Source organism: Pseudomonas karstica (assembly GCF_009707515.1).
Classification (GTDB): domain Bacteria; phylum Pseudomonadota; class Gammaproteobacteria; order Pseudomonadales; family Pseudomonadaceae; genus Aquipseudomonas; species Aquipseudomonas karstica.
Genome location: NZ_WLYI01000018.1, coordinates 36775 through 56888, shown reverse-complemented (window position 1 = coordinate 56888; position 20114 = coordinate 36775). Strand labels below are relative to the sequence as shown.

Sequence of the window (20114 nt, the reverse complement as noted above, 5' to 3'; positions counted from 1 at the left end):
AGGCCCGGTACAATCCGGGCCTTGTTGTTTTCACACGTATCTAGACAGGATCACTATGCCGGCTTCATTCGTTCACCTGCGCCTGCACACTGAATATTCCCTGGTCGACGGCCTGGTACGGATCAAACCGCTGGTCAAAAATCTGGTGGGCATGAATATGCCGGCCGTGGCGGTCACTGACCAGAACAACATGTGTTCCCTGGTCAAGTTCTACAAGGCTGCCATGGGCGCCGGTATCAAGCCGATCTGTGGTGCCGACCTGTGGCTGTCGAACAAGGACCCGGATAATGCACTGAGTCGCATCAGTCTGCTGGCGATGAACGCCGTAGGTTATCGCAACCTCACGGAGCTGATTTCCCGTGGTTTTATCGATGGTCAGCGCAATGGCTCGGTGATCATTGAGCGTGAGTGGGTGGCCGAGGCCAGCGAAGGGCTGATCATGCTCTCGGCGGCCAAAGAAGGTGAAATCGGTATCGCATTGCTGGGCGGTAATCCTCACGAGGCTGAAGTCCTCGCCCGTGAATGGATGGCCGTCTTCCCCGGCCGTTTCTACCTGGAAATCCAGCGCACCAACCGTCCCAACGATGAAGAGCAGTTACATGCCGCCGTTGCCCTGGCCGAGAGCCTGGGGGCGCCGCTGGTGGCAACCAACGATGTGCGCTTTATCCGGAAGGAAGACTACGAGGCCCACGAAACCCGTGTGTGCATCGGTGAGGGGCGGGCCCTTGACGATCCGCGCCGTTCGAAGAACTACAGCGAAGAGCAATACCTCAAGACTGCCGAAGAAATGGCCGAGTTGTTCAGCGACTTGCCCGAGGCGCTGGAAAATACCGTCGAAATTGCCAAGCGTTGCAATATTGACGTGAAGTTGGGCAAACACTCTTTGCCCAACTTCCCGATTCCCGATGGCATGACCATCGATGAGTATTTCCGCAAGGTTTCGTTCGACGGCCTGGAAGAGCGTCTGACCGTTCTCATGCCCAAGGACACTACCGAGGATTACGAGGCCAAGCGCCAGGTCTATGTCGATCGGCTGAATTTCGAGCTGGATATCATTATCCAGATGGGATTTCCCGGTTACTTCCTGATCGTTATGGACTTTATCCAGTGGGCCAAGAGTAACGGCGTGCCGGTAGGTCCAGGTCGTGGGTCGGGTGCCGGGTCCCTGGTGGCCTATGTGCAGAAGATCACCGACCTTGACCCGCTGGAATATGACCTGCTGTTCGAACGGTTCCTCAACCCGGAACGGGTCTCGATGCCCGACTTCGACGTTGACTTCTGCATGGACGGTCGCGACCGCGTGATTGAATACGTGGCCGAGAAGTATGGCCGCAACGCGGTAAGCCAGATCATCACCTTCGGTTCCATGGCGGCGAAAGCGGTTATCCGTGACGTGGCCCGGGTGCAGGGCAAGTCCTACGGCCTGGCTGATCGCCTGTCGAAGATGATTCCCTTCGAAGTCGGCATGACCCTGGAAAAAGCCTACGAGCAGGAAGAAATCCTGCGGGAATTCATCAAGGTCGATGAAGAGGCTGCCGAAATCTGGGACATGGCCCGTAAGCTTGAAGGTGTGGTGCGTAACGTCGGTAAACACGCCGGTGGTGTGGTAATTGCCCCAACCAAGCTGACTGACTTTTCGCCGATCTATTGCGATGAAGAAGGCGGCGGCCTGGTTACCCAGTTCGACAAGGACGATGTGGAGGCCGCCGGTCTGGTGAAGTTCGACTTCCTGGGCCTGCGGACCCTGACGATCATCGATTGGGCGCTGAAAACCATCAACCGTGAACGTGCCAAGGTCGATGAAGCGCCGCTGGACATTGCCTTTATCCCGCTGGACGACAAACCGACGTACCAGTTACTGCAAAAAGCTGAAACCACCGCGGTGTTCCAGCTTGAATCCCGCGGTATGAAAGAGCTGATCAAAAAGCTCAAGCCCGACTGCCTGGAAGACTTGATCGCCCTGGTGGCCCTGTTCCGTCCGGGCCCATTGCAATCGGGCATGGTGGATGACTTCATCAACCGTAAGCACGGCCGCGCCGAGCTGGCCTATCCGCATTCCGATTACCAGTATGAAGGCCTCAAGCCGGTACTGGCACCGACCTACGGCATCATCCTGTATCAGGAACAGGTGATGCAGATTGCCCAAGTCATGGCCGGATACACTCTGGGCGGCGCGGACATGCTGCGCCGCGCCATGGGTAAGAAAAAACCCGAGGAAATGGCCAAGCAGCGTGGCGGTTTCATTGAAGGTTGCGCGACCAACAACATTGACGCTGACCTGGCCGGTAATATTTTCGACCTGGTGGAGAAATTCGCCGGTTACGGCTTTAACAAATCCCACTCCGCCGCCTACGGGCTGGTGTCGTATCAGACCGCCTGGCTGAAGGCTCACTATCCGGCGCCGTTCATGGCGGCGGTACTCTCGGCGGATATGCACAACACCGACAAGGTCGTGACCTTGATCGAAGAAGTGCGAACCATGAAGCTGCGTCTCGACGCACCGGATGTGAACGCTTCCGAGTTCAAGTTCACGGTGAACGACGAAGGCCGCATTATTTATGGCTTGGGTGCGATCAAAGGCGTGGGCGAAGGCCCGGTGGAGGCGATTACCGAGTCGCGTCAGGACGGGCCGTTCAAGGACTTGTTCGACTTCTGTGCTCGGGTTGACCTCAAACGCATCAACAAACGCACCCTCGACGGCCTGATCCGCAGCGGCGCTCTGGACCGACTGGGTCCGTACTTTCATGACGAGCCGAAGGCTTACCAAGCCAATATCGACCGTAATCGAGCGGTGTTGCTGACGGCCATGGAAGAGGCGATCAAGGCGGCAGAGCAGACTGCCCGAACCCACGACAGCGGCCACGCCGACCTGTTTGGCGGCCTGTTTGTCGAGGAAGACGCCGATGTCTACGCCAATCACCGCAAGGCCAAGGAACTGACCCTCAAGGAACGCCTGAAAGGTGAGAAGGACACTCTGGGGCTGTACCTTACCGGTCACCCGATTGACGAATACGAAGGAGAGATCCGTCGTTTTGCCCGTCAGCGCATCATTGACCTGAAGCCGGCGCGTGACACCCAGACTGTCGCCGGCATGATCATCGCCCTGCGAGTCATGAAGAACAAAAAGGGCGACAAGATGGGCTTTATCACCCTCGACGACCGCTCCGGCCGAATAGAGGCCTCGCTGTTTGCCGACGCTTTCCATTCCGCCCAGTCACTGTTGCAGACCGATGCGATGGTGGTGGTGGAAGGAGAGGTCAGCAACGACGACTTTTCCGGCGGCTTGCGCCTGCGGATCAAGCGGGTGATGAGCATGGAGGATGCGCGAACCAACCTGGCAGAAAGCCTGCGCCTGAAAGTGCGCACTGAAGCGCTCAAGGGTGATCAGCTACGCTGCCTGGGCGAGTTGCTCAAGCGCCATCGTGGTGCCTGCCCGGTAACCATGGAGTACACCGGCAGCGATGCCAAGGCCATGTTGCAGTTCGGCGAGACCTGGCGAATCGACCCGGGGGATGGCTTGATTCAGGCATTGCGTGACCAGTTCGGGCGTGACAACGTCTTCCTCCAATACCGTTGATGGTCAGGGGCATGGAAAAAGCCCTGATCTCGACTAAACATTTAATCTCGACCTTGACGCGCCTCTCCCTTAAGGTGGGCGCGAATAGACAACCGGCTGGCCAGGTACTCCTTGGCCGTCGACCCAAGACGGACGCTTATGAACCCGAATTTTCTTGATTTCGAACAGCCGATTGCTGACCTGCAAGCCAAGATCGAAGAGCTGCGCCTGGTCGGCAATGACAATTCGCTGAACATCGGCGATGAAATCTCTCGCCTGCAAGACAAGAGCAAGACGCTGACCGAAGAAATCTTCGGCAAACTGACTAGCTGGCAGATCGCGCGCCTGGCCCGCCATCCACGCCGTCCGTATACCCTGGACTACATCCAACACATCTTTACCGAGTTCGACGAACTGCACGGCGATCGTCACTTCTCCGATGACGCCGCCATCGTCGGTGGCATTGCTCGCTTGGACGACCAGCCAGTGATGGTCATCGGCCACCAGAAAGGCCGTGAAGTACGCGAGAAGGTTCGCCGCAACTTCGGCATGCCTCGTCCGGAAGGCTATCGCAAGGCCTGCCGTCTGATGGAGATGGCCGAGCGCTTCAAGATGCCGATCCTGACCTTCATCGACACCCCGGGCGCTTATCCGGGTATCGATGCTGAAGAGCGTAACCAGAGCGAAGCGATTGCCTGGAACCTGCGGGTCATGTCGCGCCTGAAAACCCCGATCATCGCCACTGTTATCGGTGAAGGCGGTTCTGGCGGTGCGCTGGCTATTGGCGTTTGCGATCAATTGAATATGCTGCAATATTCAACTTACGCGGTGATCTCGCCGGAAGGCTGTGCTTCGATCCTGTGGAAAACCGCCGACAAGGCTCCGGATGCCGCCGAGGCCATGGGGATCACCGCTGATCGCCTCAAGGGCCTGGGCATTGTGGATAAAGTGATCGCCGAACCACTGGGCGGTGCCCACCGCGACCCGGCTGCGGTTGCCGCGACCATTCGTGCAGAGCTCGGCTCGCAACTGGCAACGCTCAAGAAGCTCGACAACGAGGCGCTGCTGACCCGTCGTTACGAGCGCCTGATGAGCTACGGTCTCTGATCAAATGAGCATTCCCACGCTCTGCGTGGGAATGCTGTTTAGGACGCTCTGCGTCCCGCTGGTGACGCAGGGCGTGGAAACGATCAGGTTCAGGGTGTTGTGATGAAACCAGCTCTGTCCGCCAAACTTCTGCAATCCTTGGCCTCCTGGCGCAATGCCCCGGCTTGGCATATCGCATTCTCCGGTGGCCTCGACTCCACTGTCTTGCTGCACCTCCTCGCTACCCTGGCCAAAACCGAATCGCTCCCGCCACTGAGTGCTGTCCATGTTCATCATGGCCTCCAGGTTGCGGCTGACGTTTGGCCGGCTCATTGCCAGGCAGTCTGCGATAGCCTGGGTGTGCGACTACAGATCATGCGCGTTCAGGTCCAGCCTGGCGCCAGCGTTGAGCGTGCAGCCCGTGAGGCGCGCTACCAGGCGTTTATTGAACTCGCCGGGCCTGGGAGCGTACTGCTGACGGGTCAGCACCGTGATGATCAAGCCGAAACCCTGCTGTTTCGTTTGCTGCGTGGGGCCGGGGTGCGGGGACTGGCTGCCATGCCCGTCCACCGTTCGCTGGGGGAGGGCCGTCTGGTACGGCCGCTGCTGGATGTCTCTCGTGCCGAATTGGAGGCCTACGCCCGCGAGCAGCAACTGGCCTGGATCGAAGACCCGTCAAACGCCGACCCGCGTTTTTCGCGTAATTACCTGCGCGGGCACGTGTTGCCGCTGCTGACCAACCGCTGGCCCCAGGCCGTCAATACCCTGGCCCGTACTGCCGAACATCTGAGTGAGGCCCAGGGCTTGCTTGATGAGTTGGCGCAGATGGACCTGCTGGCCGCCAGCGCGCCGTCGGCGTTTCCCTGGCTGTCACTGCCGTCATTGTCCCTGGCTCCGCTCTGTGCGCTCTCAGAGGCTCGCCAGCGTAACGCTTTGCGGTACTGGCTGACATCACTGACGCGTTTGCCTGATAGCAACCACTGGGCCGGTTGGAACGCATTGCGTGATGCCAAGTGCGATGCACAGCCATTGTGGCCCCTGGCTGACGGCCAACTGCACCGTTGCGCTGATCGAATTTGGTGGCTGCCGATGGCATGGTCGGACTTTTCCGACACGCCGCAGGGCTGGCTGCATCCGGAAAACCCACTACAGTTACCCAGCAATGGGCATGTGTATTTCACTGGTCAGGCCCCTAAGGGTGCCTTGAGCATCCGCTACCGTCAGGGCGGTGAAATCATGGAAGTGCCAGGTCGAGGTCGCCGCGATCTCAAGCGGTTGCTTAATGAAAGCGGCTTGCCAGGCGTGGTCCGTGGCAGATTGCCGCTGCTGTATCAGGGGCAGCAATTGCTGGCGGTGCCCAACCTGCCGGGGCTGGCGGTCGAGGCCCATGGCGATTGGCAATTACATTGGATGCCGCCAACCTGCGATCAAGGTTTGAGCTGATAGCGCCTTTCCGGTAGACTACGCTCCCTTCTTGATACAACTTCTGTGGATTCGCCTGAATCGCAGCAGTTGCCGATTACCAAGCAGTCTTTGCTGGGCGATTCCAAAAAATGTGTAGCGATCAACGTACCGGTGTTCCATTGCTGGTCTGTCACAACGCGGCGGTTTTTTTGAAAGGTGCACTGTGATTAATGCAGGTGATCGGGGGCTTCGGCCTTCCTTCGCTTTCCCCGGCGGCTCGGACCGCTTTAACGCAGACTTCTAGGGTTTTTCATGACGCGCTACATATTCGTCACGGGCGGTGTTGTTTCTTCATTGGGGAAAGGCATTGCCTCCGCTTCATTGGCGGCCATCCTGGAGGCGCGGGGACTTAAGGTCACCATGCTCAAGCTGGACCCGTACATCAACGTTGACCCGGGCACCATGAGCCCGTTCCAGCACGGTGAAGTGTTCGTCACTCACGACGGCGCCGAGACCGACCTGGACCTGGGCCACTACGAGCGGTTCATCCGCACGACCATGACCCAGAACAACAACTTCACCACTGGCCGTGTCTACGAGCACGTGCTGCGCAAGGAGCGTCGTGGTGACTACCTGGGTGCAACCATCCAGGTGATCCCGCACATCACCGACGAGATCAAGCGCCGGATCATCAAGGGTGCCGGCGATGCCGACGTGGCCATGGTCGAGATTGGTGGCACCGTGGGTGACATCGAGTCCCAACCGTTCCTTGAAGCCATCCGTCAGTTGCGCTTCGAAGTCGGCGCCAAGCGCGCGATGTTGATGCACCTGACCCTGGTGCCGTACATCGCCACCGCGGGCGAAACCAAAACCAAGCCTACCCAGCACTCGGTCAAGGAACTGCGTTCCATCGGCCTGCAGCCGGATGTGCTGGTGTGCCGTTCCGATCACCCTATCGATATCTCCTCGCGTCGCAAGATCGCCCAGTTCACCAACGTTGAAGAGCGTGCGGTGATTGCCCTGGAAGACGCCGACACCATCTACAAGATCCCGGGCATCCTGCACTCCCAGGGCCTGGATGATTTTGTCGTCGAGCGTTTCGGCCTGCAGTGCGGCGGTGCCGATTTGTCCGAGTGGGAAGCGGTAGTCGACGCCAAGCTCAACCCTGAGCATGAAGTCACCATCGCCATGGTCGGCAAGTACATGGAGCTGCTGGATGCCTACAAGTCGCTGATCGAAGCGATGAGTCACGCCGGCATCAGCAACCGCACCAAGGTCAACCTGCGCTACATCGACTCCGAAGACATCGAGAACCAGGGCACCGCGCTGCTCGAAGGCGTTGATGCGATCCTGGTTCCGGGCGGTTTCGGCCTGCGTGGCGTGGAAGGCAAGATTACTGCCGTGCAGTACGCCCGTGAAAACAAGGTGCCATACCTGGGTATCTGCCTGGGCATGCAAGTGGCGGTCATCGAGTTCGCCCGTAACGTGCTGGGCTGGAAAGACGCCAACTCCACCGAGTTCGACCATACCAGCGGCCATCCGGTCGTGGGCCTGATCACCGAGTGGGAAGATGCCACCGGCGCCGTTGAAACCCGTACCGAAACTTCCGACCTGGGTGGCACCATGCGCCTTGGTGCGCAGGATTGCCTGCTGGAATCGGGTTCCCTGGTGCATGATTGCTATGGCAAGGACGTGATCGTCGAGCGTCACCGTCATCGCTACGAAGTGAACAACAACCTGCTGCCACAACTGATGGAAGCCGGCCTGAAAATCTCCGGTCGCTCCGGTGATGGCGCGTTGGTTGAAGTGGTCGAGTCGCCGGATCATCCATGGTTCGTCGCGTGTCAGTTCCACCCTGAGTTCACCTCGACTCCGCGCGATGGTCACCCGTTGTTCAGCGGTTTCGTCAAAGCGGCACTGACGCAACATCAGAAGAAGGCGTAAACCTGATGGCCCAGAAGATCATTCGCGTAGGCAACATCGAGATTGCCAACGACAAGCCCATGGTGCTGTTTGGCGGCATGAACGTGCTGGAAAGCCGTGACATGGCGATGCAGGTCTGTGAAGAGTACGTACGGGTCACCCAGAAATTGGGTATCCCTTACGTGTTCAAGGCCAGCTTCGACAAGGCCAACCGTTCGTCTGTGACTTCCTATCGTGGCCCGGGCCTTGAAGAAGGCATGCGGATCTTCCAGGACATCAAGCAAGCCTTCGGCGTGCCGATCATCACCGACGTCCACGAGCCTGAACAGGCGAGTGTGGTCGCCGAGGTGTGCGACATTATCCAGTTGCCGGCTTTCCTGTCGCGCCAGACCGACCTCGTGGTCGCCATGGCCAAGACCGGCGCAGTGATCAACATCAAGAAAGCCCAGTTCCTCGCACCCCAGGAAATGAAACATATCCTGAGCAAGTGCGTGGAAGCGGGTAACGACCAGTTGATCCTCTGCGAGCGTGGTTCGAGCTTCGGCTACAACAACCTGGTGGTGGACATGCTCGGTTTTGGCATCATGAAACAGTTCGAATACCCGGTGTTCTTCGACGTGACCCACGCGCTGCAAATGCCCGGTGGTCGCTCCGATTCCGCTGGCGGCCGCCGTGCCCAGGTCACTGACTTGGCCAAGGCCGGCATCAGCCAATCCCTGGCCGGCCTGTTCCTGGAAGCTCACCCGGATCCGGACAACGCCAAATGCGACGGTCCATGCGCCTTGCGCCTGGACAAGCTGGAGCCATTTCTGGCCCAGCTCAAGCAATTGGACGAACTGGTCAAGAGTTTTCCGACGGTAGAGACCGCGTAACCGCCGTTTCTCCGGTAAAGTATCCCACGCTAAATGCTCAGGCCCTCGGGCCTGAGCCTTGTCGCCTGCAAGCCTGCCCCGTTGTTCCACCCTTGCGGTCGGTCAAAAAATTTCCTACAGCTGCGTCGTTTTCGTCAACTTTGGAGTGTTTACAACAATGGCAAAAATCGTCGACATCAAAGGTCGTGAAGTTCTCGACTCCCGTGGCAACCCCACCGTCGAAGCCGACGTGCTTCTCGATAACGGCATCATCGGCAGCGCCTGCGCGCCGTCCGGTGCTTCCACCGGTTCGCGCGAAGCGCTGGAGTTGCGTGATGGCGACAAGAGCCGTTACTTGGGCAAGGGCGTACTCAAGGCTGTAGCCAACATCAACGGTCCAATCCGTGACCTGCTGCTGGGCAAGGATCCCCTGGACCAGAAAGCCCTCGATCACGCGATGATCAAGCTCGATGGTACTGAAAACAAAGGTAGCCTGGGCGCCAACGCCATCCTCGCTGTGTCCTTGGCTGCTGCCAAGGCTGCTGCACAGGACCAGGACCTGCCGCTGTATGCGCACATTGCCAACCTGAACGGCACGCCGGGTGTCTACTCGATGCCAGTTCCGATGATGAATATCATCAACGGCGGCGAGCACGCCGATAACAACGTCGACATCCAGGAATTCATGGTGCAGCCCGTTGGCGCCAAGACCTTCTCTGAAGGCCTGCGCATGGGTACCGAGATTTTCCATCACCTCAAAGCCGTACTGAAGGCTCGTGGCCTGAGCACTGCGGTCGGTGACGAAGGTGGTTTCGCACCGAACCTGGCGTCCAACGAAGATGCACTGAAAGTCATCTCCGAAGCGGTGGCCAACGCTGGCTACAAGCTGGGCACCGACGTGACCCTGGCCCTGGACTGCGCGGCCAGCGAATTCTACGAAGATGGCAAGTACAACCTGTCCGGCGAAGGGCAAGTGTTCACCGCCGAAGGTTTTGCTGACTACCTCAAAGGCTTGAGCGAGCGCTACCCGATCATCTCCATTGAAGATGGCCTGGACGAGTCCGACTGGGACGGTTGGAAAATCCTCACCGACAAGATCGGCGAGAAGGTCCAATTGGTAGGCGACGACCTGTTCGTGACCAACACCAAGATCCTGAAAGAAGGCATCGATAAAAAGATCGCCAACTCGATCCTGATCAAGTTCAACCAGATCGGTACCCTGACCGAAACCCTGGAGGCCATCCAGATGGCCAAGGCTGCGGGCTACACCGCCGTGATCTCCCACCGCTCCGGCGAAACCGAAGACTCCACCATTGCCGATCTGGCCGTGGGTACGTCGGCGGGCCAGATCAAGACCGGTTCCCTGTGTCGCTCCGACCGGGTGTCCAAGTACAACCAATTGCTGCGTATCGAAGAGCAATTGGGCGGTAAAGCCACATACAACGGTCGCAGTGAGTTTCGCGGCTGATCGTTAAATGGTAAAAAGTCAGCATTCTGTGTCGGAAAAATCACTGGAAGGTGAATTTTCGCACTAATCTGATGCCTATCAAGCACAAGCCTGGTTTTTCCAGGCTTCGTGCTATCAGTTGCTGCAAAAGTCTTTGCACGGCTGTCTTTTTTCACTGGATACCCGATATTCGATGCGCAGTCCCAATTGGTTGTTCCTCGTCTTGCTCTTGCTGCTGGCTGGCCTGCAGTACCGCCTATGGGTGGGAAGTGGCAGCCTGGCGCAGGTGAAGGACCTGACCCAGCAAATTGCCGAGCAGCACGCTGAAAACGAGCGTCTGCTGGAGCGCAACCACGTGCTCTATGCCGAAGTGCTTGAGCTGAAAAAGGGCACGGAGACCGTGGAAGAGCGGGCTCGTCATGAGTTGGGCATGGTCAAGGAGGGTGAAACCCTCTACCAGTTGGCCCAATGAGCAGCAGCTTGCCGGCCTTCTGGGCCGTGATTCCTGCTGCGGGCGTGGGTGCCCGCATGGCGGCAGACCGTCCCAAGCAATACCTGCAACTGGGCGGGCGCACTATTCTTGAACACAGCCTTGGCTGTTTTCTCGACCACCCCAGCCTCAAGGGGTTGGTGGTCAGTCTTGCCGTTGATGATCCCTATTGGCCGACCCTGGAGTGTGCTGGCGATCCGCGTATCCAGCGGGTGAGCGGTGGCGACGAGCGTTCTGGCTCAGTACTCAGTGCACTGCTGCACTTGCATCAGCAGGGCGCGAGTGACGAAGACTGGGTGCTGGTGCACGATGCGGCACGACCCAACCTGAGTCGCGATGACCTGGACACGTTACTGGCGGAACTGGCGGATGACCCGGTGGGTGGTTTGCTGGCTGTTCCGGCCCGGGACACCCTCAAGCGGGCCGACAAGCGCGGACGAGTGGTCGAGACCGTCGATCGCAGCCTGATCTGGCAGGCCTATACCCCACAGATGTTCCGTCTGGGCGCTTTGCATCGAGCGTTGGCCGACAGCCTGGTGGCCGATGTGCTGATCACCGATGAAGCTTCCGCCATGGAGTGGTCTGGCCAGGCGCCACGCCTGATCGAGGGGCGATCGGACAATATCAAGGTGACCCGGCCTGAAGACCTTGAATGGCTCAGGTTGCGGTGGACGAACCGCAGGTAACCGCTGCACTCCCACGCAGAGCGTGGGAACGATCAGCCCGCTGTCTCGTACTCTGGCCGTTCGGCTAACCCATCCTTCAAAAAGTCCACCAACTTCCTGACTTTCGGCGATAAATGCCGTTGCTGTGGATACAGCGCCCAAACAGCCGTGTTCGGTGGCTGATGCGCTTCAAGCAGCGACACCAGCGCCCCGCTGTGCAAATGTTCCAGCGCGTAATAATCCGGCAGTTGGCACAACCCCACCCCTTGCAGCGCCGCATCCAATACTGCCTGCCCACTGTTGCAGCGCCAGTTTCCTTGCACCCGTTGGGAAAACTCCCGCCCATCCTGAGCCAACTGCCAGATGTCCGAGCTGCCGATCAGGCAGTTATGCCGACTCAACTCCGACAAGCTATGTGGTCGACCATACCGTTCAAGGTAAGAGGGTGACGCACACAGGTACATGCGTCGGGGTGCCAGGCGGCTGGCGACCATCCGTGAGTCTTGCAGTCGGCCCAGGCGAATGGCCAGGTCCAGGCCTTCATGGACCAGGTCCAGTTGGCGGTTGGTCAGCTCGATGTCCACCCGCAGTTGCGGGTAAAGGCCCATGAAGCGCGTCACCAGTGGCACGATAAAGCGTTCACCATAGGCCACCGCGCAGGTCATGCGCAGCATGCCTTTGGGCTCACTCGTGAGATCGCCCACTGCTCGCAGGGCTTCTTCGCGGCCATCCTGCAAGCGCTGGCAGTGCTGGAGAAAAGTCTGGCCGGCCTCGGTCAGGGTTACGCGCCGAGTACTGCGATACAGCAAGCGGGTTTGCAGTCGCTCTTCCAGGCGCGCCACCTGGCGGCTGATATGGGATGAAGAGACGCCGAGGCGCTCGGCGGCCGCGGTAAATTGACTGCACTCGGCGACGGCGACGAATTCATCGATGCCTTCCCAGCGGCTCTCCAGCATGATGATTATCCCTGTATGGCAATAAAGTTTTGCTTTTCGCTGGATTATTAATCAAACAGGCATGTTTTACACTCCCGGTCTTAGTTTTTACTCCATGGAGAAACCGGATGATCAAGTCCCGCGCTGCCGTAGCCTTTGAGGCCAAGAAACCTCTCGAAATCGTTGAAGTGGACGTCGCCCTGCCGAAGGCCGGAGAGGTGTTGTTGCGGGTGGTTGCCTCCGGCGTATGTCATACCGATGCCTACACGTTGTCGGGTGCGGACCCGGAAGGCATCTTTCCGTCGATCCTCGGCCATGAAGGCGGGGCGGTGGTTGAGGCCATTGGCGAAGGCGTGACTTCGGTGGCTGTGGGCGACCATGTAATCCCGCTGTACACCCCGGAATGCGGCAAGTGCAAATTCTGCCTGTCAGGCAAGACCAACCTCTGCCAGGCCATTCGCGCCACCCAGGGCAAGGGCCTGATGCCAGACGGCACTACTCGCTTTTCCTACAAGGGCCAGCCGATTTTCCATTACATGGGTACGTCGACCTTCTCCGAGTACACCGTGCTGCCGGAAATCTCCGTGGCCAAGATTCCTAAAGAGGCGCCGCTGGAAAAAGTCTGCTTGCTGGGTTGTGGCGTCACCACCGGCATCGGTGCGGTGATCAACACCGCCAAGGTCAAGCCGGGAGATACCGTGGCGATCTTCGGCCTGGGTGGCATCGGCTTGTCGGCAGTGATCGGTGCGGTGAAAGCCAAGGCAGGGCGCATTATTGCGATCGACATCAACCCGGCCAAGTTCGAGATCGCCAGGCAGTTGGGGGCTACCGACTGCATCAATCCGAAAGACTACGATCGCCCGATCCAGGACGTGATCGTTGATCTGACCGATGGCGGTGTGGACTTTTCCTTTGAGTGCATCGGTAACGTCCAACTGATGCGTGCAGCGCTCGAGTGCTGCCACAAAGGCTGGGGCGAGTCGGTGATCATCGGCGTCGCCGGTGCCGGACAGGAAATCTCTACCCGTCCGTTCCAACTGGTCACCGGCCGCGTCTGGCGCGGTTCGGCGTTCGGTGGCGTGCGTGGTCGCAGCGAGTTGCCAAGCTACGTGGAAATGGCCCAAACCGGAGAAATTCCGCTGGATACTTTCATCACCCACACCATGGGCCTGGAAGATATCAACAAGGCGTTTGACCTGATGCATGAAGGCAAGAGCATTCGTACCGTCATTCATTTTTGAAGCAGCGGCAAGTTGCAAGCTACAAGCGGCAAGAGGATGCGCATTCCACTCTTGTCGCTTGTAGCTTGCAGCGTGTAGCTGGGAGCATTCCCATGACCCTGGAAAATATTTCCTGCCAGAAGAGTTTTGGCGGTTGGCATAAACGCTATAAGCACCACTCCGATACCTTGGGCTGTGACATGACGTTTGCCGTATACCTGCCGCCGCAAGCGGAGCAGGGCGGTAAGCTGCCGGTGGTGTACTGGCTGTCGGGGCTGACCTGTACCGACGAGAACTTCATGCAGAAGGCTGGCGCGCAGCGTATCGCTGCTGAGCTGGGGCTGATCATCGTGGCGCCGGACACCAGTCCCCGTGGGCCGGGTGTATCGGATGACCCGGAAAATGCCTATGACTTCGGCCTGGGCGCCGGCTTCTATCTGAATGCCACCCAGGAACCCTGGGCCAAGCACTATCGGATGCATGACTACGTGGTGCAGGAATTGCCGGCGTTGGTTGAGGCACATTTCCCGGCATCGGATAAACGCGGTATCAGCGGCCACTCCATGGGCGGCCACGGTGCGTTGGTGTGCGCCTTGCGCAACCCTGGGCGCTACCAGTCGGTGTCAGCGTTTTCGCCGATCAACAACCCGATGGATTGCCCGTGGGGTCAGAAAGCCTTCTCCGGCTACCTGGGCGAAGAGCGCTCGAAGTGGCGTGAATGGGATGCCTGCGTGCTGATCAGCGAAGCCTCGGAAAAGCTGCCGTTGTTGGTGGATCAGGGCGACCGCGACGATTTCCTTGCGGTGCAACTCAAGCCTGAGGCCCTGAGGCAAGCCGCTAAGGCGGCCGACCATCCGCTCGAACTGCGCCTGCAACCGGGCTATGACCACAGCTACTTCTTTATCGCCAGCTTCATCGAAGATCATTTGCGACATCATGGACGCGCTTTGCTCGGTTAATGTCCGGCAAAAGTAGGTAGAATCACGCCCTGAATTAAATCGGGGCGTTTTTTTATGCGTATTGGCCACGGCTACGATGTGCACCGTTTCGCTGAAGGCGATTTCATCACCCTGGGTGGCGTGCGGATCGCGCATCACCATGGGTTGCTGGCTCATTCCGACGGCGACGTTGTCTTGCATGCCTTGAGCGATGCCTTGCTCGGCGCGGCGGCGCTGGGTGATATCGGCAAGCACTTTCCGGACACCGACCCTACCTTCAAGGGCGCGGACAGTCGTGTGTTGCTGCGTCATGTGGTCGGACTGATCCATGCCAAGGGCTGGAAAATCGCCAATGTCGATAACACCATCGTGGCCCAGGCACCGAAAATGGCCCCGCATATCGAATCGATGCGCGGGCTGATCGCTGCGGATCTTCAAATTGAGTTGGATCAAGTGAACGTAAAAGCTACCACCACCGAAAAGCTCGGATTTGCCGGTCGCGAAGAGGGTATTGCCGTGCACTCCGTTGCTTTGTTGCTGCGCGCATGAATGATCTGCAACTGTTGGGCCCACGTGCCTATGGCGATGCTTTGGGCAGCGCGGTACTCAAGGCCACGGCCGAAGATTTCCAGGTTGACGAGGTTCTGGATATTCCGTTGTCCGGCGAAGGTGAGCATCTGTGGCTATGGGTGGAGAAGCGCGGCCTGAACACCGAAGAGGCGGCGCGGCGTATCGCCAAGGCCGCCGGTGTGCCGTTGCGCACCGTCAGCTATGCCGGGCTCAAGGATCGCCAGGCGCTGACCCGTCAGTGGTTCAGTGTGCAATTGCCGGGCAAGGCCGATCCTGACCTGAGTGCTGCGCAAAACGACACCCTGAAGATTCTGAAAGTCGTCCGTCATAAGCGCAAGCTGCAACGTGGCGCGCATTCGGCCAACGGTTTCACCCTGCGTCTGACCCAGTTTGCCGGGAACACCGCCGCCATCGAGGCTCGCCTGCAACTGATTGCCAAACAGGGCATCCCCAACTATTTCGGTGCCCAGCGTTTCGGCCACAACGGCGGTAATGTCATCGATGCCCGTGACTGGGCAGCCCGCAAGGCCTTGCCAGAGCAGCGCAACGTGCGTTCGCGTCTGCTGTCCACCGCCCGTAGCTTGCTGTTCAACAAGGTCCTGGCGGCCCGGGTGGCGGACGGCTCCTGGCAACGCGCCCAGGTCGGCGATTTGTTGGCGTTTACCGACAGTCGCAGCTTTTTTCCGGCGGGGGAGGCTGAGTGCAGCGACCCGCGATTGGCTATCCTGGATTTGCATCCTACTGGCCCGCAGTGGGGGGAAGGCGATTCTCCGACCTCGGGGGCCACACAGGCTTTGGAGCAGGCGGTCGCCGCCAGTGAAGTGGACCTGCGAGATTGGCTGGTCAATGCCGGCATGAGCCACGAACGTCGCATTCTGCGACTGCCCATTAGCGGGTTGACGTGGCATTATCCCTCGCTGGACATTCTGCAATTGGAATTCGTCCTGCCGGCCGGATGCTTCGCCACTGTCTTGGTGCGCGAGCTTGTAGATCTGGTGCCGGTGGGGCAGACGGACAGCCCATGCGTATTCTGATATCAAACGACGACGGGGTCACCGCCCCCGGTCTTGCCGCGCTTTATGCTGCGCTGGCGGATTACGCCGAGTGCGTGGTAATTGCCCCGGACCAGGACAAAAGTGGCGCAAGCAGTTCGCTGACGCTCGACCGTCCGCTGCATCCGCAGACTTTGGCCAACGGCTTTATCAGCCTGAATGGCACCCCAACCGATTGCGTGCACCTGGCGATTAACAGCCTGCTGGAGCATGAGCCGGATCTTGTGGTTTCCGGTATCAACCTGGGCGCCAACCTGGGGGATGATGTGTTGTATTCCGGCACGGTAGCGGCAGCTCTCGAGGGCCGATTCCTGGGGCGAACCTCGTTCGCCTTTTCGCTTGCCTCCCGTCAACTGGACAACCTGCCGACGGCGGCCTATTTCGCCCGCAAGCTGGTACAGGCCCATGAATTCCTGGACCTGGCGCCGCGAACGGTGCTCAACGTCAATATTCCCAACCTGCCCCTGGATCATATTCGCGGGATCCAACTGACCCGCCTGGGTCATCGCGCTCGTGCTGCCGCTCCGCTGAAGGTGGTCGATCCCCGTGGCAAGGAAGGCTATTGGATCGCGGCGGCGGGCGACGCCGAAGACGGTGGCGAGGGCACTGACTTTCATGCGGTGATGCAAGGTTATGTTTCGATTACTCCGTTGCAACTTGATCGCACCTTCAGTGATGCCTTCAGTGGTCTCGATGGCTGGCTGGAGGGGCTGCGCTGATGGCTCGTGAACAAGACGACCTGCTGCGCCGGGGCATCGGGATGACCTCCCAACGCACCCGCGAGCGTTTGATTCAACGACTTTACGAAGAGGGCTTGTCCAACGCCCAGGTGTTGGAAGTCATTCGGCGTACTCCACGGCATCTGTTTGTCGATGAAGCCCTGGCGCACCGAGCTTATGAAGACACGGCCTTGCCGATCGGCCACAACCAGACCATTTCCCAGCCTTATATGGTGGCACGGATGAGCGAGTTGCTGCTGGCGGCTGGTCCTCTGGACAAGGTGCTGGAAATTGGCACCGGCTCCGGTTACCAGACTGCCGTGCTCTCGCAACTGGTAGAGCGGGTGTTCTCGGTGGAGCGGATCAAGGTATTGCAAGACCGGGCCAAGGAACGCTTGGTGGAGTTGAACCTGCGTAATGTGGTATTCCGCTGGGGCGATGGTTGGGAAGGCTGGCCGGCATTGGCGCCTTACAACGGTATTATCGTGACCGCTGTTGCGACCGATGTACCTCAGGCGCTGTTGGATCAGCTTGCACTGGGCGGGCGCCTGGTGATTCCAGTAGGGGCCGGTGAGGTACAACAGTTGATGTTGATCATTCGCGAAGAAGAAGGCTTCTCTCGGCATGTATTGGGTGCTGTGCGTTTCGTCCCGCTACTTAATGGCCCGCTGGCCTGATCATTTATTGGCGTGTACTGAATTCTATTGCCGGGTATGTGTCTTACAGCGAAGTCTATTGAGTCAACATCTTTGATAAGGGCGGTTAAGCACGATGAGGGTCGTGTTTCCGGTAAAAGCCTGACTGCCCGTTATACTTGCAACATATTTCAAGCCTGATCCAGGCGTTCATGTTCAGCCACCACAAAGGGAGCGGCGGGTGAGTCTCACGGTCATTGCACAGCGTATGAGTAAAACAAGCATTCAGCGACTGGTGATTGGCCTTGTCTTGGGTTCCTTATTGACGGCTTGCTCCAGCTCGCCCGGCGGCGGCGCGCGAGTGGTTGATCGCAATAATGCGGCACCCAAAAGGCCGACAGTCACCACGGGGCAATATGTGGTGCGCAAGGGCGATACATTGTTCTCGATTGCCTTTCGTTATGGCTGGGATTACAAGGCACTGGCGGCGCGTAACAACATTCCTGTGCCTTATACGATCCATCCGGGGCAGACCATTCGCTTCGATGGGCGTAGCGGCTCAGCACCGACGGCGATCGTCAAGTATTCGGGTTCTTCACCGTCTTCTTCGAGCAAAACCACCCTCATTACCCGGCCTGCTGGCAGCGCCGCGCCTGCGCGCGTGAGCAAGCCGGCACCTGCGCCCCTGCCGCCTGCGGGGCCTGCACCCAAGGGTTGGGGGTGGCCTTCAAATGGCATTCTTATTGGGAAATTCTCTTCAAACGGTAGTTTGAATAAAGGCATTGATATCGCCGGAGATTTGGGACAGCCTGTTTTAGCTGCGTCTAATGGGACAGTGGTGTACGCCGGGAGTGGTTTGCGGGGCTACGGCGAGCTGATCATCATCAAGCACAGCGATACCTACGTCAGTGCCTACGGTCATAACCGCAGGCTGTTGGTTCGGGAGGGGCAGCAGGTCAAAGTCGGACAGACAATTGCCGAAATGGGGTCGACTGGTACAGACCGGGTGAAGCTTCACTTTGAGATTCGCCGCCAAGGTAAACCCGTTGATCCACTGCAATTCCTTCCCCGGCGTTGAAATGTTTCCAGCCTGTTCCCTCACGTAGAAGGAACAGGCTCCAGCGTTGCCAAGGATAAAGGCGCCGCTTGAGCTTGAGGTCGAACTCACCAAAGGACTATAACAATGGCTCTCAGTAAAGAAGCGCCGGAGTTTGACATCGACGATGAGGTTCTCCTTATGGAGACCGGTGTCGGTATGGACTCGATGTCGAATAATGAAGGACCTGCTACACCTTCAGTTCGTACCAAATCCAAGAACTCCACTGCGTTAAAACAGCATAAATACATTGATTACACGCGGGCGCTCGATGTGACCCAGTTGTACCTCAATGAAATCGGTTTCTCTCCATTACTGACTCCCGAAGAAGAAGTCCATTTTGCTCGCTTGTCGCAAAAGGGTGATCCGGCCGGGCGCAAGCGCATGATTGAAAGTAACTTGCGGCTGGTGGTGAAAATCGCCCGGCGCTACGTCAATCGTGGGCTGTCCCTGTTGGACCTGATCGAGGAAGGCAATCTCGGCTTGATCCGTGCGGTGGAGAAGTTCGACCCGGAACGGGGGTTCCGCTTTTCGACTTATGCTACCTGGTGGATTCGTCAGACCATCGAACGGGCGATCATGAATCAGACCCGTACGATCCGGTTGCCAATCCATGTGGTCAAGGAGCTCAACGTCTACCTGCGGGCGGCGCGTGAGCTGACACAGAAACTCGATCATGAACCTTCGCCTGAAGAGATCGCCAACCTGCTGGAAAAACCGGTAGGAGAGGTCAAGCGCATGCTTGGTCTCAATGAGCGGGTGTCTTCGGTCGACGTCTCGCTGGGTCCTGATTCGGATAAAACCCTGCTGGATACTCTGACTGATGATCGTACTACGGACCCTTGTGAGCTGTTGCAGGACGTCGACTTGTCCCAAAGCATCGATCAATGGCTTTCAGAACTGACGGACAAGCAGCGTGAGGTAGTGATACGCCGCTTCGGACTGCGTGGCCATGAAAGTAGCACCCTTGAGGATGTCGGCCTGGAAATCGGCCTGACCCGTGAGCGTGTGCGGCAGATCCAGGTAGAGGGGCTCAAGCGCTTGCGCGAGATCCTGGAGAAGAATGGCTTGTCGAGTGAGTCGTTGTTTCAGTAACGATCTATAACGCAGCTATGAAGGCGCCTGGTACGGGCGCTTTGCTGTGAGCCTATCGTTTCCACGCAGGGCGTGGGAACGATACCACGGTATTTCATCTGGCTATTTCCCAAACCGCAGGCATTAAAAAACCCCGCTTTTAAGGGCGGGGTTTTTTGACTGGATCAGTACAAGTTAGATAACTTGAACTTCTTCAGCTTGCATGCCTTTCTGACCGCGGGTAGCGATGAAAGAAACCTGTTGGCCTTCTTTCAGGCTTTTGAAGCCGTCGGATTGGATAGCTTTGAAGTGAACGAACAGGTCGTCACCGGATTGTGGAGTGATGAAGCCGAAGCCTTTTTCATCGTTGAACCACTTAACGGTACCAGTTTGGCGATTAGACATGGTGTAACTCCTTGGACAAAGTTAACTGCGACTCAGGAAAAGCCCTGG

18 protein-coding genes are annotated in these 20114 nt (G+C 58.4%); 16 read left to right on the top strand and 2 right to left on the bottom strand.

Annotated features, from left to right (window positions below; translation table 11 throughout):
- Positions 1 to 55: 55 nt before the first annotated feature.
- The 8 genes from dnaE (at position 56) to ispD (ending at position 11443) form a co-directional block, all read left to right on the top strand.
- Positions 56 to 3577 carry a DNA polymerase III subunit alpha gene (gene dnaE / locus GIR22_RS14395; protein ID WP_154743978.1) on the top strand — a complete coding sequence of 1174 codons (3522 nt, stop codon included), beginning with the start codon at positions 56 to 58 and terminating at the stop codon, positions 3575 to 3577.
- A 138-nt stretch (positions 3578 to 3715) separates the two neighbouring features.
- Positions 3716 to 4663, top strand: a complete 948-nt coding sequence (locus tag GIR22_RS14390; protein WP_154743977.1) for an acetyl-CoA carboxylase carboxyltransferase subunit alpha — start codon at positions 3716 to 3718, stop codon at positions 4661 to 4663.
- A gap of 102 nt (positions 4664 to 4765) precedes the next feature.
- Positions 4766 to 6085, top strand: coding sequence for a tRNA lysidine(34) synthetase TilS (gene tilS / locus GIR22_RS14385; RefSeq protein WP_154743976.1), 1320 nt, complete (start codon positions 4766 to 4768; stop codon positions 6083 to 6085).
- 273 nt (positions 6086 to 6358) lie between these two features.
- Positions 6359 to 7990: a CTP synthase gene (gene pyrG / locus GIR22_RS14380; RefSeq protein ID WP_154743975.1), complete on the top strand. Its 1632-nt coding sequence runs from the start codon at positions 6359 to 6361 to the stop codon at positions 7988 to 7990.
- A gap of 5 nt (positions 7991 to 7995) precedes the next feature.
- Positions 7996 to 8841, top strand: a complete 846-nt coding sequence (gene kdsA / locus GIR22_RS14375; protein WP_154743974.1) for a 3-deoxy-8-phosphooctulonate synthase — start codon at positions 7996 to 7998, stop codon at positions 8839 to 8841.
- Positions 8842 to 8998: 157 nt separating this feature from the next.
- The gene (eno, locus tag GIR22_RS14370) at positions 8999 to 10288 is read left to right on the top strand and encodes a phosphopyruvate hydratase (RefSeq protein WP_154743973.1); all 1290 of its coding nucleotides are present in this window, start codon (positions 8999 to 9001) and stop codon (positions 10286 to 10288) included.
- 172 nt (positions 10289 to 10460) lie between these two features.
- Complete coding sequence (ftsB, locus tag GIR22_RS14365; protein WP_154743972.1) at positions 10461 to 10739, top strand: cell division protein FtsB; 279 nt, start codon at positions 10461 to 10463, stop codon at positions 10737 to 10739.
- Entirely contained in the window at positions 10736 to 11443 is a 708-nt protein-coding gene (gene ispD / locus GIR22_RS14360; RefSeq protein ID WP_154743971.1) for a 2-C-methyl-D-erythritol 4-phosphate cytidylyltransferase, read from the top strand. Before ftsB ends, ispD begins: the two co-directional genes overlap by 4 nt.
- 32 nt (positions 11444 to 11475) lie before the next feature.
- On the opposite strand, the gene GIR22_RS14355 is transcribed toward ispD, so the two are convergent.
- Positions 11476 to 12378, bottom strand: coding sequence for a LysR substrate-binding domain-containing protein (locus GIR22_RS14355; protein WP_154743970.1), 903 nt, complete (start codon positions 12376 to 12378; stop codon positions 11476 to 11478).
- Between the two features lie 107 nt (positions 12379 to 12485).
- Between GIR22_RS14355 and GIR22_RS14350 the strand changes: the two genes are divergently transcribed.
- The 8 genes from GIR22_RS14350 (at position 12486) to rpoS (ending at position 19682) form a co-directional block, all read left to right on the top strand.
- Positions 12486 to 13598, top strand: a complete 1113-nt coding sequence (locus GIR22_RS14350) for an S-(hydroxymethyl)glutathione dehydrogenase/class III alcohol dehydrogenase (RefSeq protein WP_154743969.1) — start codon at positions 12486 to 12488, stop codon at positions 13596 to 13598.
- Positions 13599 to 13690: 92 nt separating this feature from the next.
- Positions 13691 to 14536 carry an S-formylglutathione hydrolase gene (gene fghA, locus GIR22_RS14345; RefSeq protein ID WP_154743968.1) on the top strand — a complete coding sequence of 282 codons (846 nt, stop codon included), beginning with the start codon at positions 13691 to 13693 and terminating at the stop codon, positions 14534 to 14536.
- Between the two features lie 54 nt (positions 14537 to 14590).
- On the top strand, positions 14591 to 15064 hold the full coding sequence (gene ispF, locus GIR22_RS14340) for a 2-C-methyl-D-erythritol 2,4-cyclodiphosphate synthase (protein ID WP_154743967.1): 474 nt from the start codon (positions 14591 to 14593) through the stop codon (positions 15062 to 15064).
- Positions 15061 to 16119 carry a tRNA pseudouridine(13) synthase TruD gene (truD, locus tag GIR22_RS14335; protein WP_154743966.1) on the top strand — a complete coding sequence of 353 codons (1059 nt, stop codon included), beginning with the start codon at positions 15061 to 15063 and terminating at the stop codon, positions 16117 to 16119. The genes ispF and truD overlap by 4 nt, the downstream gene beginning before the upstream one ends.
- The gene (surE, locus tag GIR22_RS14330) at positions 16107 to 16856 is read left to right on the top strand and encodes a 5'/3'-nucleotidase SurE (RefSeq protein ID WP_154743965.1); all 750 of its coding nucleotides are present in this window, start codon (positions 16107 to 16109) and stop codon (positions 16854 to 16856) included. Before truD ends, surE begins: the two co-directional genes overlap by 13 nt.
- 41 nt (positions 16857 to 16897) lie before the next feature.
- Entirely contained in the window at positions 16898 to 17533 is a 636-nt protein-coding gene (locus GIR22_RS14325) for a protein-L-isoaspartate(D-aspartate) O-methyltransferase (protein WP_178122260.1), read from the top strand.
- A 199-nt stretch (positions 17534 to 17732) separates the two neighbouring features.
- Positions 17733 to 18569: a peptidoglycan DD-metalloendopeptidase family protein gene (locus GIR22_RS14320; RefSeq protein ID WP_178122252.1), complete on the top strand. Its 837-nt coding sequence runs from the start codon at positions 17733 to 17735 to the stop codon at positions 18567 to 18569.
- A 105-nt stretch (positions 18570 to 18674) separates the two neighbouring features.
- Positions 18675 to 19682 carry an RNA polymerase sigma factor RpoS gene (rpoS, locus tag GIR22_RS14315; RefSeq protein WP_154743963.1) on the top strand — a complete coding sequence of 336 codons (1008 nt, stop codon included), beginning with the start codon at positions 18675 to 18677 and terminating at the stop codon, positions 19680 to 19682.
- Positions 19683 to 19856: 174 nt separating this feature from the next.
- Here rpoS and GIR22_RS14310 read toward each other — a convergent pair whose 3' ends face one another.
- On the bottom strand, positions 19857 to 20066 hold the full coding sequence (locus GIR22_RS14310) for a cold-shock protein (protein ID WP_002554837.1): 210 nt from the start codon (positions 20064 to 20066) through the stop codon (positions 19857 to 19859).
- Between the last annotated feature and the right edge of the window lie 48 nt (positions 20067 to 20114).

Excerpts from the sequence above, each read along its gene's own strand:
- fghA (WP_154743968.1), top strand. The coding sequence starts at position 13,691 with ATGACCCTGGAAAATATTTCCTGCCAGAAGAGTTTTGGCGGTTGGCAT.
- ftsB (WP_154743972.1), top strand. The coding sequence starts at position 10,461 with ATGCGCAGTCCCAATTGGTTGTTCCTCGTCTTGCTCTTGCTGCTGGCT.
- GIR22_RS14390 (WP_154743977.1), top strand. The coding sequence starts at position 3,716 with ATGAACCCGAATTTTCTTGATTTCGAACAGCCGATTGCTGACCTGCAA.
- dnaE (WP_154743978.1), top strand. The coding sequence starts at position 56 with ATGCCGGCTTCATTCGTTCACCTGCGCCTGCACACTGAATATTCCCTG.
- rpoS (WP_154743963.1), top strand. The coding sequence starts at position 18,675 with ATGGCTCTCAGTAAAGAAGCGCCGGAGTTTGACATCGACGATGAGGTT.
- eno (WP_154743973.1), top strand. The coding sequence starts at position 8,999 with ATGGCAAAAATCGTCGACATCAAAGGTCGTGAAGTTCTCGACTCCCGT.
- pyrG (WP_154743975.1), top strand. The coding sequence starts at position 6,359 with ATGACGCGCTACATATTCGTCACGGGCGGTGTTGTTTCTTCATTGGGG.
- ispF (WP_154743967.1), top strand. The coding sequence starts at position 14,591 with ATGCGTATTGGCCACGGCTACGATGTGCACCGTTTCGCTGAAGGCGAT.
- GIR22_RS14310 (WP_002554837.1), bottom strand. The coding sequence starts at position 20,066 with ATGTCTAATCGCCAAACTGGTACCGTTAAGTGGTTCAACGATGAAAAA.
- kdsA (WP_154743974.1), top strand. The coding sequence starts at position 7,996 with ATGGCCCAGAAGATCATTCGCGTAGGCAACATCGAGATTGCCAACGAC.
- surE (WP_154743965.1), top strand. The coding sequence starts at position 16,107 with ATGCGTATTCTGATATCAAACGACGACGGGGTCACCGCCCCCGGTCTT.
- tilS (WP_154743976.1), top strand. The coding sequence starts at position 4,766 with ATGAAACCAGCTCTGTCCGCCAAACTTCTGCAATCCTTGGCCTCCTGG.
- ispD (WP_154743971.1), top strand. The coding sequence starts at position 10,736 with ATGAGCAGCAGCTTGCCGGCCTTCTGGGCCGTGATTCCTGCTGCGGGC.
- GIR22_RS14355 (WP_154743970.1), bottom strand. The coding sequence starts at position 12,378 with ATGCTGGAGAGCCGCTGGGAAGGCATCGATGAATTCGTCGCCGTCGCC.
- GIR22_RS14350 (WP_154743969.1), top strand. The coding sequence starts at position 12,486 with ATGATCAAGTCCCGCGCTGCCGTAGCCTTTGAGGCCAAGAAACCTCTC.
- GIR22_RS14325 (WP_178122260.1), top strand. The coding sequence starts at position 16,898 with ATGACCTCCCAACGCACCCGCGAGCGTTTGATTCAACGACTTTACGAA.
- truD (WP_154743966.1), top strand. The coding sequence starts at position 15,061 with ATGAATGATCTGCAACTGTTGGGCCCACGTGCCTATGGCGATGCTTTG.